Source organism: Stenotrophomonas sp. AC248 (genome assembly GCF_979258185.1).
In genome coordinates this window covers 840,686-856,291 of record NZ_OZ409840.1, presented here as the reverse complement: position 1 = coordinate 856,291, position 15,606 = coordinate 840,686, and the positions used below count along the sequence as shown (strand labels likewise).

The following is a 15,606-nucleotide window of genomic DNA, read 5'->3' as shown; positions in this document are numbered from 1 at the left end:
GGTGTTTCTCCGAAAGGAGGAAATCTTGTCGATGGGCTGTCAGCGAACAAACGGGTGGCGCGGCTGCCGGGGCAGCCGCGCCTGCGCCATCAGTTGTCTTCCAGTTCCATGTTGATGGCCAGCGAGCGGATTTCCTTCACGAGAACGTTGAAGGATTCCGGCATGCCCGCGACCATCTCGTGCTCACCGTCGACGATGTTCTTGTACATCTGGTTGCGGCCCTGCACGTCATCGGACTTCACCGTCAGCATTTCCTGCAGGGTGTAGGCCGCGCCGTAGGCTTCCAGCGCCCAGACTTCCATTTCACCGAAGCGCTGGCCACCGAACTGCGCCTTGCCGCCCAGCGGCTGCTGGGTAACGAGCGAGTACGGGCCGGTCGAACGGGCGTGCATCTTGTCGTCGACCAGGTGGTTCAGCTTCAGGTAGTGCATGTAGCCCACGGTGGTGTGGCGATCGAATGCCTCACCGGTGCGGCCGTCATACAGCTGGGTCTGGCCGCTCAGCGGCAGGTCGGCCAGGGCAAGCATGTGCTTGATCTCGGCTTCGGTGGCACCGTCGAACACCGGGGTGGCCATCGGCACGCCGTCGGTCAGGTTGCCGGCCAGGCGCAGCAGCTCCTCGTCGCTGAACTGGGTCAGGTCGACGTGGTTGGCGTGCTGGGTCTTGTCGTGGTTGTAGACATCGTCCAGGAACGTGCGCAGGTCGCTGATCGCGGCCTGGGCTTCCAGCATGCCCTGGATCTTGCGACCCAGGCCCTTGGCGGCCCAGCCCAGATGCACTTCCAGGATCTGGCCGATGTTCATACGCGACGGCACGCCCAGCGGGTTCAGCACGATGTCCACGGTTTCGCCCGAGGCCATGTACGGCATGTCCTCGACCGGCACCACGTTGGAGACCACACCCTTGTTGCCGTGGCGGCCGGCCATCTTGTCACCCGGCTGGATGCGACGCTTCACGGCCAGGAACACCTTGACCATCTTCAGCACGCCCGGGGCGAGGTCGTCACCGGCGGTGATCTTGCCGCGCTTGTCGGCGAAGCGACGCTCGAATTCCTTCTCGTGCGCCTGGATCTGCTTCTGGGCGCGCTCGATGGCTTCGGAAGCGTCGTCGTCCTTCATGCGCAGCACGAACCAGTCGGCCTTCTTCAGGCCATCCAGGTACGCGTCGGTGACGGTGTCGCCCTTCTTCAGGTTGGCACCACCGTTGACCACCTTGCCCACGATCTGCGAACGCAGACGGGCGTAGATGGCGCCTTCCAGGATGCGGAACTGGTCGTCGAAGTCCTTCTTGACGCGCTTGATTTCAGACTCTTCGATCTGACGGGCGCGCTTGTCCTTCTCGATGCCGTCGCGGGTGAAGACCTGCACGTCGATGACGGTGCCGTCCATGCCCGGCGGCACGCGCAGCGAGCTGTCCTTCACGTCCGAGGCCTTCTCGCCGAAGATCGCGCGGAGCAGCTTCTCTTCCGGGGTCAGCTGGCTTTCGCCCTTCGGGGTGACCTTGCCGACCATGATGTCGCCGGCACGCACTTCGGCGCCGATGTACACCACGCCCGACTCGTCCAGACGGTTCAGCGCCTGCTCGGACACGTTCGGGATGTCGGCGGAAATTTCCTCCGGCCCCAGCTTCGTGTCACGCGCAACGCAGGTCAGTTCTTCGATGTGGATCGTGGTGTAACGATCCTCTTCCACCACGCGCTCGGAAAGCAGGATGGAGTCTTCGAAGTTGTAGCCGTTCCACGGCATGAACGCGATCAGCATGTTCTGGCCCAGGGCCAGTTCGCCGATGTCGGTGGACGGACCGTCAGCCAGCACGTCGCCACGCGCCACCACGTTGCCCACTTCCACCAGCGGACGCTGGTTGATGCAGGTGTTCTGGTTGGAGCGGGTGTACTTGATCAGGTTGTAGATATCCACGCCGGCGTCGGTCGCGTCGGTGATCTCCACTTCGTTGACCTTGACCACGATGCGGCCGGCGTCGATCTGCACGATCTCGCCACCACGACGGGCATTCACGGTCACACCGGAGTCACGGGCCACGGCGCGTTCGATACCGGTACCCACCAGCGGCTTCTGCGCACGCAGGGTCGGCACGGCCTGGCGCTGCATGTTGGCGCCCATCAGTGCACGGTTTGCGTCATCGTGCTCCAGGAACGGAACCAGCGCGGCCGCGATCGACACGGTCTGCATCGGCGAGACGTCCATGAAGTGGACTTCCGCCGGCGGCTTCAGCAGCGACTCACCCTGGAAACGGCACGGCACGAACTGCTCGGTGAGCATGCTCTTGGCATCGGTCAGGGCGTTGGCCTGGGCGATGACGTACTCGTTTTCTTCGATGGCCGACAGGAACTCGATCTCGTCGGAGACCTTGCCGTCAGCAACCTTGCGGTACGGGGTCTCGAGGAAGCCGTACTGGTTGGTGCGGGCGTACACGGCCAGCGAGTTGATCAGGCCGATGTTCGGGCCTTCCGGCGTTTCGATGGTGCAGACGCGGCCGTAATGGGTCGGATGAACGTCGCGCACTTCGAAACCGGCACGCTCACGGGTCAGGCCGCCCGGGCCCAGGGCCGAGACGCGACGCTTGTGGGTGACTTCCGACAGCGGGTTGTTCTGATCCATGAACTGGGACAGCTGCGAGGAACCGAAGAATTCCTTGATGGCAGCGGCGACCGGCTTGGCGTTGATCAGCTCCTGCGGGGTCAGGCCTTCGGATTCGGCCATCGACAGGCGTTCCTTGACCGCGCGCTCGACGCGGACCAGGCCCACGCGGAACACGTTCTCGGCCATTTCACCGACCGAACGCACACGACGGTTGCCCAGGTGATCGATGTCATCGACCACGCCGCGACCATTGCGGATCTCGGTCAGGACCTTGATCACTTCCAGGATGTCGGAGGTGTCGGCGTGCTCGGCGACCAGGCGCTTGGACTCTTCGTCGTTGCGCTCACCGAAGTACTTGCGGTCGTACAGCACCGCTTCGCCGGTCACAGCCTTGCGGCCGACACGACGGTTGAACTTCATGCGGCCGACCGTGGACAGGTCGTAGCGCTCGAAGGTGAAGAACAGGTTGTGGAACAGGTTCTGCGCGGCATCCTTGGTCGGCGGCTCGCCCGGACGCATCATGCGGTAGATTTCGACCAGGGCTTCCAGCTGGGTCTTGGTCGGATCGATGCGCAGGGTGTTGGACAGGTACGGGCCACGATCCAGGTCGTTCACCCACAGGGTGCCCACGGCATCGACGCCGGCCTTGCGGAAGGCCTGCAGCTGTTCGTCGGTGATTTCGTCGTTGGCCTGGGCCAGCAGTTCACCGGTGTTGGCGTCCACCACGTCGTGCGACAGGATGCGGCCGACGATGTAATCGTCCGGCACGGCCAGGGCGGCGATGCCCGAGGCTTCCAGCTGCTTGACGTGGCGCGCGGTGATGCGCTTGCCGGCTTCGACGATGACCTTGTCGCCGTCGGCCAGGTCGAAGTTCAGGGTTTCGCCGCGCAGACGCTCGGCCACCAGTTCGAGCTGCACACCTTCATCGGGGTTGATGTGGAAGGTGTTGATCTCGAAGAACTCGGCCAGCATTTCTTCATTGCTGTAGCCCAGCGCACGCAGCAGGATCGACACCGGCAGCTTGCGGCGACGATCGATACGGGTGAACAGCGCGTCCTTCGGGTCGAACTCGAAGTCCAGCCAGGAGCCGCGGTACGGAATAATGCGGGCGCTGTACAGCAGCTTGCCCGAGCTGTGGGTCTTGCCACGGTCGTGGTCGAAGAACACGCCCGGCGAACGGTGCAGCTGCGACACGATGACGCGCTCGGTACCGTTGACGATGAAGGTGCCGTTGTCGGTCATCAGCGGGATTTCGCCGAGGTAGACCTCCTGCTCCTTCACGTACTTGATGGCCTTGGTCGACGACTCGCGGTCGTAGATCACCAGGCGCACGGTCACGCGCAGCGGCGCGCCGTAGCTCATGCCGCGCTGGCGGCATTCGCGCTCGTCGAAGACCGGGTCGCCGAGCTTGTAGCCGACGTATTCCAGGGCAGCGTTGCCGCTGTAGCTGGCGATCGGGAAGACCGACTTCAGGGCGGCGTGCAGGCCCAGATCACGGCGCTTGGCCGGATCAATGTTTTCCTGCAGGAATTCGCGATAGGAATCCACCTGGATGGCAAGCAGGAAAGGCACTTCGAGGATCGAGCGCTGCTTGCCGAAATCCTTGCGGATACGCTTCTTTTCGGTGAACGAATATGACGTCATGGGGTCTCACCTTGGCTGTGCGGGCCGCCGTACAGGCGCGACCCGAAGGGAACATGAAAATTGTCAGTTGGAAGTCGCTGGTATTGCCGGCACCAGCACGCCTTCTCTTGCTACTTCCAACTGCCAACTCGTCTGCATCCACTACCCTGCCGGCGCGCCAGGGGCGCTGCTGTTACAGGGTATGACCGCAGCCCGTGTTGGGCTTTACATCGGGTAATGCGTTGAAACGACCAAAGGCCGGGGGCTTACGCCCCCAGCCTTGGCTGCATCGCCGTGATTCGATGGCGAGGCAAGGAACTGCTTACTTGACTTCGACAGTCGCGCCAGCAGCTTCCAGGTCCTTCTTGAACTTGGCAGCGTCGTCCTTCGAAGCGCCTTCCTTGATCATGCCGCCGGCTTCAGCCAGGTCCTTGGCTTCCTTCAGGCCCAGGCCGGTGATGGCGCGGACAGCCTTAATCACTTCGACCTTCTTCTCGCCGGCCGACTTCAGGATGACGTCGAACTCGGTCTGCTCTTCCACGGCAGCAGCCGGGCCAGCAGCAGCAGCTGCGGCGACCGGAGCAGCGGCGGAGACGCCGAACTTCTCTTCGATGGCCTTGACCAGCTCCATCACTTCCATCAGGGACTTCTCGGCGATGGCGTCGACGATCTGTTCGTTGGTAAGGGACATTTTGATTACCTTTGGATAATTTTCTGGGTTGAGGTTCCGTCAGGAACCACGGAAACGTCGACTCAGGCGGTCTCGGCAGCCGGTTCGGCAGCATCGGCAGCGGCTTCTTCGCCACCACCCTGCTTGTCGCCGATGGCCTTGATGGCGCGGGCGAACATCGTGACCGGCTCGGTCAGGACGCGGGCCAGCATGGCCAGGGCCTGATCACGGGTCGGCAGCGAGGCCAGCACGTCAACATGGCCAGCCGGGAACAGTTCCCCGCCGATGGCCACGACCTTTGCCTGCAGCTTGTCGTTGGTCTTGGCAAAATCCTTGATCAGGCGACCGGCTGCGCCGGGCTCCTCGAGCGAGAACGCGTACAGCAGCGGACCGACGAGTGCGTCTTTGGCGCACGCGTAGTCGGTACCTTCCACTGCACGTGCCGCCAGCGTGTTCTTGACAACTTTCAAGAAAACGCCGGTTTCGCGTGCCTGCTTGCGCATCGCGGTCATCTGGGAGACCGTGGTGCCAGCGTATTCGGCTGCGATCAAGGAGTGAGCCTTGGCGGCGACTTCTGCCAGCTCCGCGACTACTTCTTGCTTCTGGGACAGATTGAGAGCCATTGCACTCCTCCAATTGAACTCCGCTTACGGCTCCTGCCGTGTGCGGTCCTGGGCGGCATCCGTCCTGGACGCCGGGAACATCGGGTTGATGTTCCAAGGGTGGGCCGTTCTAGACCTGGATGGCCAACCTGGGAGAACCCAGACGTGCGTAAACCAGAAAAACTCCAGAAGGGCACCATCTACGCAGGGTGATTCCCGAAGGAATCGATTAAGCGGTCGGTACTGCGCCGGCGGCGACTCCCTGCCAATGCGAGCATCCCTGCCCGTCGCCGGTATGTACTGACCGCGCCTGCGGTCTTTGACGGCTATCGTCACGGGGCGGACCCCACTTCGATTGCCTTCAAATATCGCGGGAGCCGGACGTGTGCCCGGCTCCCGCTTGAAACGATTACTTCAGGGTCAGCGACGACTGGTCGACGGTGACGCCCGGGCCCATCGTCGAGCTGACCGATACCTTCTGCAGGTAGGTGCCCTTCGAGGTAGCCGGCTTGGCCTTGATCAGGTCCATCAGCAGCGCCTGCAGGTTCAGCTTCAACGCGTCTTCAGCGAAGTCGGCCTTACCGATGGTGCAGTGGATGATGCCGGCCTTGTCGGTGCGGTAACGCACCTGACCCGACTTGGCATTCTTGACGGCTTCGCCCGGGTTGGCCGACACGGTGCCGACCTTCGGGTTCGGCATCAGGCCGCGCGGGCCGAGCACGGTGCCCAGCTTACCCACGACGCGCATGGCGTCCGGGGTGGCGATGACGACGTCATAGTTCAGATCGCCGGCCTGCATCTTCTCGGCCAGGTCTTCCATGCCAACGGCTTCTGCGCCAGCGGCCAGGGCTTCGTCAGCCTTGGCACCGGCCGGTGCGAAGACGGCAACGCGCACGCTCTTGCCGGTACCGGACGGCAGCACGGTGGAACCGCGCACCTGCTGGTCGGACTTCTTGGCGTCCACGCCCAGGCGCACAGCAACGTCGAAGGACTCGACGAACTTGGCCTTGGTAGCGGTCTTCAGGATCTTGATCGCGTCCTCGAAGGCATATGCCTTACCCGGGACGACGGCGGCCTTGATGGCCTTCTCACGCTTGGTCTGTGCCATCTTCTTAACCCTCCACCACGAGGCCCATGGAACGGGCAGAACCGGCAATCGTGCGCACCGCGGCGTCCAGGTCGGCGGCCGTCAGGTCGGCTTCCTTGGTCTTGGCGATTTCTTCCAGCTGCTTACGGGTCACCTTGCCCACCTTTTCGGTGTTCGGGCGCTTGGAGCCCGAGGAGATGCCAGCAGCCTTCTTGAGCAGCACGGCAGCCGGGGTGCTCTTGGTGATGAAGGTGAAGGTACGGTCCGAGTAGGCCGTGATGATGACCGGCACCGGCAGACCCGGCTCCAGCTTCTGCGTGGCGGCATTGAAGGCCTTGCAGAATTCCATGATGTTCAGGCCGCGCTGACCCAGCGCAGGACCGACCGGCGGCGAGGGGTTGGCCTGACCGGCCTTCACCTGCAGCTTGATATAACCGACAACTTTCTTTGCCATGAGTATGCTCTCCGGGTGCTAGCGCCTTACGACAACAGGCTCCCCATCGGACCGGGAATCACGCGTCCCGGCATCGCGTTTTGAATTCACGCAGAAGGCCACCTCGCGGCGGCCCTTGCTTTTGCCAGCTTCCTGGCAGGAAGCCGCGCACTATATCAGGTTTTGGGCCGCCTGTCTGAATACGGCAGGGCGGCAGCGTAGAGCGGGGCTCTGCCCCGCTTCGCGGCAACGCCGGGCAGAGCCCGGCGCTACGTTGTTCAACCGGACCGTAGAGCGGGGCTCTGCCCCGCTGGACGTTCACATTCAGCCGGGCGGGCTGTTCAGCCGGGCAGAGCCCGGCTCTACACGCGCGGTCAGACGGCCTTTTCGACCTGGCCGAACTCGAGCTCGACCGGGGTGGCACGACCGAAAATCAGCACCGAGACGCGCAGACGGCTCTTCTCGTAGTTGACTTCCTCGACCACGCCATTGAAGTCGTTGAACGGGCCTTCGGTGACGCGGACCATCTGGCCCGGCTCGAACAGCACCTTCGGACGCGGCTTTTCAACACCTTCCTGAACGCGGTCCAGGATGGCAGCAGCCTCTTCGTCGCGGATCGGCAACGGACGGTCAGCGGTACCGCCAATGAAGCCCATCACCTTGGACGTATCCTTCACCAGGTGCCAGCTTTCATTGTCGATGCGCGGAATGCCGTTTTCTTCGTGGGTCTCGATCTGGACCAGCACGTAACCCGGGAAGAACTTGCGCTCGGAACGGCGCTTCTGGCCGGAACGCATTTCGACCACTTCCTCGGTCGGGACCAGGACATCACCGAAGCGCTCCTGCATCTCGTCACGCACGATGCGATCGCGCAGAGCCTGCGCAACCGACTTTTCGAAGCCCGAATAGGCGTGAACGACGTACCAACGCTTCACTGGTTTCTCCTTATCGACCCAGGAACCACTGGGTCGCTTTCTGAATCAGGAAATCAAATCCGCCCAGCAGCAGGCTGAGGATGATCACGACAACGATCACCACCCAGGTCATGCGGATGGCTTCCTGGCGGGTCGGCCAGACTACCTTGCGCAGTTCGAAACGCGATTCGGAAAGGAATTCACGCGTGTCGCGACCTTTGCCGGTCATCAGGAACACGCCTACGCCGGCCACCAGGCCAACGACAACGGCCAGACCGCGAAGCGGACCGGCCCATGCACTCTGGGACGCATGCTCAGGGGTGCCGAACCAGTACCAAGCAAAAAGACCCGCCAGCACCAGGATGGTTGCGGCGGCGTACTTGACGATGTCACCTCCAGTGGAGGTGTTGTCTTTGGAATGCTCGATCTTGCTGTTCATCCGGCTCTGGCTGCTAAGGCGGCATGGCCGCTGGAAGGGAGAAGTGGCACGCCAGGAGGGACTCGAACCCCCAACCTGCGGTTTTGGAGACCGCTGCTCTGCCAATTGAGCTACTGGCGTACTGAAAAACTGCCTTCCCTTAGACGGCGAAGGCGGACCGAGGTTCCCGGCCCGCCATTCGCGAGACCGGCGGAGCTATGCAACCGCCGGTATTACGAAATTACGCGAGGATCTTGGAGACCACGCCGGCGCCGACGGTACGGCCGCCTTCGCGAATCGCGAAGCGCAGACCTTCGTCCATGGCGACCGGGTTGATCAGGGTAACAACCATCTTCACGTTGTCGCCCGGCATCACCATTTCCACACCTTCCGGCAGTTCGCAAGCGCCGGTGATGTCGGTGGTACGGAAGTAGAACTGCGGACGGTAGCCCTTGAAGAACGGGGTGTGACGGCCGCCCTCGTCCTTCGACAGCACGTACACTTCAGCGTCGAACTGGGTGTGCGGCTTGATCGAACCCGGCTTGGCCAGCACCTGGCCACGCTCGACGTCGTCACGCTTGGTGCCGCGCAGCAGCAGACCGGCGTTGTCGCCTGCCTGACCCTGGTCGAGCAGCTTGCGGAACATTTCCACGCCGGTGACGGTGGTCTTCTGGACCGGACGGATACCGACGATTTCGATTTCTTCGCCGACCTTGATCACGCCGCGCTCGATACGACCGGTCACCACGGTGCCGCGGCCCGAGATCGAGAACACGTCTTCCACCGGCATCAGGAACGGCTTGTCGATGTCACGCTCCGGGGTCGGGATCCAGCTGTCGAGAGCTTCGACCAGCTTGATCACGGCCGGCACGCCGATATCGCTCTGGTCGCCTTCCAGCGCCAGACGGGCCGAACCCGCGATGATCGGGGTGTCGTCGCCCGGGAAGTCGTACTTGCTCAGCAGCTCGCGGACTTCCATTTCGACCAGTTCCAGCAGCTCGGCGTCGTCCACCATGTCGGCCTTGTTCAGGAACACGACGATGTACGGCACACCGACCTGGCGCGACAGCAGGATGTGCTCGCGGGTCTGCGGCATCGGGCCGTCAGCAGCGGAGCAGACCAGGATCGCGCCGTCCATCTGTGCGGCACCGGTGATCATGTTCTTGACGTAGTCAGCATGGCCCGGGCAATCCACGTGGGCGTAATGACGCTCGGTGGATTCGTATTCGACGTGCGCGGTCGAGATCGTGATGCCACGTGCCTTTTCTTCCGGCGCGGCGTCGATCGAGGAGTAATCCTTGAACTCGCCACCGAAGCGCTCAGCACCGATCTTGGTCAGTGCGGCGGTCAGCGTGGTCTTGCCGTGGTCGACGTGACCGATGGTGCCGACGTTGACGTGCGGCTTGGTGCGCTCGAACTTACCCTTGGCCATGGCTGCTTATCTCGAAATCGTCTGAATGGTGGCACTTAGATGGTGCTCACGAAAGGAATCGAACCTTCGACCTCCTCCTTACCAAGGAGGTGCTCTACCGACTGAGCTACGTGAGCGAGTTTTGTATTATGGCACGAATTTGATTAGATTCAAACTCATTCAATGGAGCGGGAGACGGGGATCGAACCCGCACCATCAGCTTGGAAGGCTGAGGTTCTACCATTGAACTACTCCCGCATCGGAAGCCTTTGCCACAACATGAAACTGGTGGAGGGAGGTGGATTCGAACCACCGAAGGCGTAAGCCAGCAGATTTACAGTCTGCCCCCGTTGGCCGCTTGGGTATCCCTCCTTACCACCCTGTCCCGTGGCGCCGAAGCGTTTTCGGTGTGGGGTGGAAGAGCCGTGAATTTTGGGGATAAACAGGGGCTCTGTCAACACTCTTTTTCAACTTTTTCACACGAAGTGCAAAAAGCCCTGACGTAGCGGGCTATTGCCCGGGCAGCGGCAGCGATTCGTCGGCGAAGATGGCCACGTGCGGCACGCCATCGGCGCCGATCCAGCCCCGATACATGCCCTGCGTATTGAACGGCGCAGCAACGCGACCGTCTGCCGCGAGCACGATCGCGCCGCCGTCGCCACCGAGTGCGGGAATGCGCTCGTTGATCACCGCACGTCCCGCTTCCACCGGCCCCTGCTTGAGGTACTGCATGCGCGCGCAGATGTCATGCGCGGCCGCCGTGCGGATGTAGTACTCGCCCCAACCGGTCCCCGACACCGCACAGGTGGCGTTGGCATACGTGCCGGCGCCGATGATCGGCGAATCCCCCACGCGACCGTAGCGTTTGTTGGTCATGCCGCCGGTCGAGGTGCCCGCGGCAAGATGGCCGCTTACATCCAGTGCGACCGCGCCGACGGTGCCGAAGTGGCGCGCGGTTTCCAGGTCGGCGTGCGCCTGGCCGCTGGCCTCTTCCTTGAGCGCCTTCTGCAGCTGTTGCCAGCGTTTTTCAGTGCGGAAGTAGGCCGGATCGACCAGCGCGATGCCCTGGCTGGCGGCGAAGGTTTCCGCGCCCTGCCCCACCATCATCACGTGCGCGGAGTGCTGCATCACCGCTTCGGCCAGCAGGATCGGGTTGCGCACCCGCTGCACGCCGGCCACCGCGCCGGCCTTCAGCGTGGCCCCGTCCATCAGCGACGCATCCAGTTCGTTGCGGCCGTCATGGGTGAACACCGCGCCCTTGCCGGCGTTGAAGGTGGGATCGTCCTCGAGCACGGTGATCGCCGCGGTCACCGCATCCAGCGCGGGTTTGCCGGCCTCCAGCGCCTGGTGGCCGCGGAGCAGCGCCTGGCGCAACGCGGCACGCGCGGCCTTCTCTTCTGCCGGGGTCAGGTCCTTGCGCTCCACACCGGCGCCGCCGTGGATGACCAGCACCGGTGCGGCGGCGGTGGCCGCCAGCGGCATCGACAGGCACAGCGACAACAGCAACGCGGTTGAACGGGACATGGGCGGCACCGGCAGGTTGGGACACCCATCATGGCCGCAGATGCGCGGTGCGGGTAGGCCCGCGCCCTGCCCTGCCGGCGCGCGTGCGTGGCCGGGGCGTCCCCACGGGCAACGGGCGTGGGCTACCGGAGCTCCAGGCCGCCGTCGCGGATGTCGGCGGTGACCTGGAAGGCCGCGTCGTCCACGCGGAACCCGTCCAGGTGCAGCAGGCTGCCACTGCCCACGCCGGTGACCGGAATGGCGTGGAAGTCGAGCGGTTCGCCATCGCGCAGGCGGTCGGCGGTGTGCCGCGGCATCACCAGCCAGGCGTAGCCGCCATTCCTGCTGAGCACGCGGCCGCGCCCATCGGCTTCCACGCACAGGGCGGTGTCCTCGTCCACGCCGATGCCCACCATGTCCTCGCGCCCGGCCTGTTGCGCCGCCCGGGCCACGAACACGATCAACCGGCCGAGGCGGTCGCGCTTGCCGAAATGGGTGTCGGTGACCACGTTGGACAGGTACGGCATGGTCAGGAAGTCGCTGTCCAGGGTGACCTCGCCCCCCATCGGATCGCGCAGTGCGCGGGCCGAGGTGATGCTGCCGCCATCCATCGCGCCGTAGCTGTAACCGCCCAGGATGGCCAGGCCGGCGCTGGTGCCGGCGATCGGTCGGCCCGCACGGACGTGCGCGTTGAGCGCCTCGTTCAGCGCGGTGCCTTTCCAGAAGCGGATATAGCGGGACTGGTCGCCGCCGGCGATGAAGATCGCATCGGCCGCGGCTACCACCCGCAGCACCGCCGGATCATCGGCGCCCCGGCGGCTGTCGAAGACCACGGTCTGCACCGAGGCGGCACCGCCGATATCGCGGTACAGGCGCTCCTGCAGGTCGTCGGCGCCGGAGGCGCGCAGGATCACCACGCGCCCGTGCCCGGCGCGCTGCAGCCACCACTGGAAGGCCTCGGGAACCCATTCACCCCCGCCCATCAGCATCATGGCCGGTTCGGTGTGGGCGGCTGGCGCGGCATCGAGATCACCCACCTCGTAGTAGTGGTAGCCAGGGTCCAGGACAGACTGTGCGTGGCTGGGCAGGGGCAGACTGAGCAGCAGCCCCAGCATCGGCGCGAACGGGCGGAAAGCCTTGTGCACGTTGATCTCCCTGAACAAAAACCGGGTGTAAGCGCTTTCACTCTTTGCCAGAGAAATCGGTAGTGGTCAAGCCCGTAAAAAAGGCGTTAAATGCGCGCCGTCCATTCGCGAAATGTGAATGGGGGACAGGCCTCCCTCGAGGCCGACACTTTCTTCTCGAGAATTCTCATGCGTAAACAGGCGATGGCGTGGTCGATCCAGCTGGCGTTGATGGGTGTGGCCGCAACCGCAGGCGCCCAGGCGCCGGCCGCGTCCGGGGTGCAGCAACTGGACACGGTGCAGGTCACCGGGTCGCGCATTCCGCGCGCCCAGGTCGAGGGCCCGGCACCGGTCACGGTGATCACCGCCGAGCAGATCCAGGCCAGCGGCTTCACCAGCGTGCCGGACGTGCTGCGGTCGATGTCCCAGAACGGCGGTGAGACCCAGAGCCAGCAGTCCTCCAGCGGCGCGGACTTCTCGCCGGGTGCGCAGCAGGTCGACCTGCGCGGGCTGGGCCCGAACCACACCCTGGTGCTGGTCAATGGCCGCCGCATCGCCGACTTCCCGATGCCGTTCCAGGGCCGCAGCAACTTCACCGACGTGTCCAACATCCCGATCGGGATGATCGAGCGGATCGAAGTGCTCACCGGCAGCGCCTCGGCGATCTACGGCTCGGACGCGATTGCCGGCGTGGTCAACTTCATCCTCAAGAAGCACGTGGATGGCACCACGGTGGACGTGCGGATGGGCACGGCCACCGAAGGCGGCGCCGATTCGTTCGACATCAGCCTGGCCAGCGGCTTCGATGCCGGTCGCTTCAGTGCGGTGTACAGCCTGGAACTGCAGTCGCAGACGCCGCTGTGGGCCTACGAGCGCAGCCAGCAGGATTCCACCCTGGACGCCCCCACCGAGAGCGCCCGCGCCGCGCGCCGTGCCTACCTGCGCACCGATTACAACGACGATTACCTGGACCCGGGCCAGGCCACCTGCGATGCGCTGGCCGGGCAGAACCGCGGCAGCACCCAGTATGCCGAGCGCCCGCGCTACGGCTTCTACTGCGGCAGCGACCGGTCGATCGGCTACGGCACGATCCTGAGCAAGCGCCGCGGCGTGAACGGCTACGCCTCGCTCAACTATGCCTTCGACAATGGCACCCAGTGGTTTGCCGACGTGCAGATGGGCTACCACGACATCGCGCTGATGCGCGACGTGACCCAGTGGGGCCGGATGGCCGCCGACGGCAACGAAGACGGCTACTTCTACAACCAGGCCACCGACCAGGTGGAGTTCTGGCAGCGCCAGTTCTCGCCCGAGGAAATGGGCGGCCTGCGCAACGGCATGATCCGCAGCACCCAGAAGACCTTCAGCGTGACCACCGGCTTCAAGGGCAGCCTGGGCCCGAACTGGGACTACGAGGCCTCGCTGAGCCATTCGCAGTACCAGTCGTCGATCCGCTGGCCGCAGATCATCGCGTCCAAGGCCAACGCGCTGTTCCTGGGCGAGCAGCTGGGCGAGTACACCGATGAGGACGACAACGTGTTCCCGGTGTTCAACGCCGACCCGGCGCGCCTGTACCGGCCACTGAGCCGCAGCGAGTACGATTCGATCGCCGCGAAGACGACCTACACGCCGAAGTCGCGCACCGATACGGCCGCACTGACCCTGACCAACGGCGAGCTGTTCGAACTGCCGGGCGGCAAGGCCGGGTTCGCCGCCACCGCCGAGTTCGGCAACCAGTCCTACGCGCTGAACCCCGATCCGCGGGCGACCGAATACTACTACTACAGCTGGAAGGACTCGGACGGCCATGGCAGCCGCAACCGCTGGGCCACTGCGGCCGAGCTGCGCCTGCCGCTGCACGACACGCTCAACGTGAGCGTGGCCGGCCGCTACGACCAGTACCGCTATTCGGGCAACAGCATCGGCAAGGCAACCTGGAGCGGCGGTATCGAGTGGCGCCCGATCGACAGCCTGCTGGTGCGGGGTTCGTACGGCACCGCGTTCCGCGCGCCGGACCTGCACTACGTGTACGCCGGGCCGGGCAACGATGAAACCAGCAACAACGACTACTACGCCTGCCAGCTGGACGGCGCGGATGATTGCTCGGACTACGAAGAGAACCTGATCCGCACGCGCGAGGGCAACCGGAAGCTCGACCCGGAGACCAGCACGTCGTGGAGCGCCGGGTTTGTGTGGTCGCCGGCGGTGGGTCTGGACCTGTCGGTGGACTGGTTCGACATCGACATGCGCGACCAGGTGAAGGACATGGACGTGGGCACGATCCTGCGGGATGAAGCGGCCTGCCGTCTGGGCGGCGCCGATGCGAATTCGCCGACCTGTGTCGATGCGATCAGCCGCGTCACCCGCACCAGCGACGGCCGCCTGTACGGGGTGCACGTCAACCCGGTCAATATCGCGCGCGAGACCACGCAGGGCATCGACGTGGGCGTGCGTTACCGGCTGACCACGGGCATCGGCGATTTCATCCTGAGTGGCAACCACACCTGGGTGAAGACGCACGATTTCCAGCAGTTCGACGGCGATGTGGTGGAGGACAAGTTCGCGGTGAACAGCGGGTTCGACATTCCGCGCACCAAGACCAGCGCCAGCATCACGTGGGAGAACGATACGTGGTCGGCGACGCTGTACGGGTCGCGGCTGGGCAAGCTGCCGACCTACGACAGCTATGACGAGAGTTTCGATCCGGAGAGCGGCGACAGCCCGTGGATCGGGGCGACGTACCGGTACAACGTGTCGGTGCAGTACCGCGTGGACGACCATTCGCGCCTGTCCCTGTCGGTGGTGAACGTGGGCAACAAGATGCCGCCGAAGGACGCGACCTACACGTCCTACCCGTACTACGACGTGTCGTGGTTCGATACGGTGGGCCGTACGATCAACCTGCAGTACACGCACAAGTTCGGCGGCACGGCGCTGTAAGCGGCGCGGTTGCAGCGGATGCGGGCGAAAAGACGGAGGCAGTGCCTCCGTCTTTTTTTTGGCGATGCACTTCCCAAGCGACAAGGCACAAGCGATCACGGTGTGCTGGCGACTGCGCGGGGCCGACCATGCAGAGACCCAAGCGGGTAGTGCCGGCCGCTGGCCGGCTCCTCACCATCCCGAATGCGTCCCTCGCGGTTCTCCACACCCGACGTGGAGAGGCGTGGGGGTTTGGTGTGGACAAGTAGGTGCAAGCCAACCACCGCAAGGCTTTCAGGGCG

11 protein-coding genes and 4 tRNA genes are annotated in these 15,606 nt (G+C 64.2%); 1 reads left to right on the top strand and 14 read right to left on the bottom strand.

Annotation, left to right across the window (positions count from 1 at the left end):
* Window positions 1-89: 89 nt before the first annotated feature.
* From rpoB to ACZ0AE_RS03770, 14 genes are all read right to left on the bottom strand, one after another.
* Entirely contained in the window at window positions 90-4,244 is a 4,155-nt protein-coding gene (rpoB, locus tag ACZ0AE_RS03835; protein WP_038690305.1) for a DNA-directed RNA polymerase subunit beta, read from the bottom strand.
* A gap of 301 nt (window positions 4,245-4,545) precedes the next feature.
* A complete protein-coding gene (gene rplL, locus ACZ0AE_RS03830; protein ID WP_038690307.1) occupies window positions 4,546-4,914 on the bottom strand; it encodes a 50S ribosomal protein L7/L12 in 369 nt (122 codons plus the stop codon).
* A gap of 62 nt (window positions 4,915-4,976) precedes the next feature.
* On the bottom strand, window positions 4,977-5,516 hold the full coding sequence (rplJ, locus tag ACZ0AE_RS03825) for a 50S ribosomal protein L10 (protein WP_038690309.1): 540 nt from the start codon (window positions 5,514-5,516) through the stop codon (window positions 4,977-4,979).
* Window positions 5,517-5,904: 388 nt separating this feature from the next.
* Entirely contained in the window at window positions 5,905-6,603 is a 699-nt protein-coding gene (rplA, locus tag ACZ0AE_RS03820; RefSeq protein WP_038690311.1) for a 50S ribosomal protein L1, read from the bottom strand.
* Between the two features lie 4 nt (window positions 6,604-6,607).
* Window positions 6,608-7,036 carry a 50S ribosomal protein L11 gene (gene rplK, locus ACZ0AE_RS03815; protein WP_019186116.1) on the bottom strand — a complete coding sequence of 143 codons (429 nt, stop codon included), beginning with the start codon at window positions 7,034-7,036 and terminating at the stop codon, window positions 6,608-6,610.
* A gap of 353 nt (window positions 7,037-7,389) precedes the next feature.
* The gene (nusG, locus tag ACZ0AE_RS03810) at window positions 7,390-7,950 is read right to left on the bottom strand and encodes a transcription termination/antitermination protein NusG (protein WP_017356001.1); all 561 of its coding nucleotides are present in this window, start codon (window positions 7,948-7,950) and stop codon (window positions 7,390-7,392) included.
* Window positions 7,951-7,960: 10 nt separating this feature from the next.
* Window positions 7,961-8,368, bottom strand: coding sequence for a preprotein translocase subunit SecE (gene secE / locus ACZ0AE_RS03805; protein WP_038690313.1), 408 nt, complete (start codon window positions 8,366-8,368; stop codon window positions 7,961-7,963).
* Between the two features lie 44 nt (window positions 8,369-8,412).
* Window positions 8,413-8,488, bottom strand: a tRNA-Trp gene (locus tag ACZ0AE_RS03800).
* A 100-nt stretch (window positions 8,489-8,588) separates the two neighbouring features.
* Window positions 8,589-9,779: an elongation factor Tu gene (gene tuf, locus ACZ0AE_RS03795; protein WP_038690301.1), complete on the bottom strand. Its 1,191-nt coding sequence runs from the start codon at window positions 9,777-9,779 to the stop codon at window positions 8,589-8,591.
* 40 nt (window positions 9,780-9,819) lie between these two features.
* Window positions 9,820-9,895 (bottom strand) — tRNA-Thr (locus ACZ0AE_RS03790).
* A 47-nt stretch (window positions 9,896-9,942) separates the two neighbouring features.
* Window positions 9,943-10,016: transfer RNA gene (locus ACZ0AE_RS03785), tRNA-Gly, on the bottom strand.
* Between the two features lie 28 nt (window positions 10,017-10,044).
* Window positions 10,045-10,130, bottom strand: a tRNA-Tyr gene (locus ACZ0AE_RS03780).
* A 138-nt stretch (window positions 10,131-10,268) separates the two neighbouring features.
* Complete coding sequence (locus tag ACZ0AE_RS03775; RefSeq protein WP_463600438.1) at window positions 10,269-11,282, bottom strand: isoaspartyl peptidase/L-asparaginase family protein; 1,014 nt, start codon at window positions 11,280-11,282, stop codon at window positions 10,269-10,271.
* A gap of 122 nt (window positions 11,283-11,404) precedes the next feature.
* A complete protein-coding gene (locus ACZ0AE_RS03770; protein ID WP_463602056.1) occupies window positions 11,405-12,376 on the bottom strand; it encodes a cyanophycinase in 972 nt (323 codons plus the stop codon).
* 198 nt (window positions 12,377-12,574) lie between these two features.
* On the opposite strand from ACZ0AE_RS03770, the gene ACZ0AE_RS03765 reads away from it, so the two are divergent.
* Window positions 12,575-15,325: a TonB-dependent receptor plug domain-containing protein gene (locus ACZ0AE_RS03765; protein WP_463600437.1), complete on the top strand. Its 2,751-nt coding sequence runs from the start codon at window positions 12,575-12,577 to the stop codon at window positions 15,323-15,325.
* The last annotated feature ends 281 nt before the right edge of the window (window positions 15,326-15,606 follow it).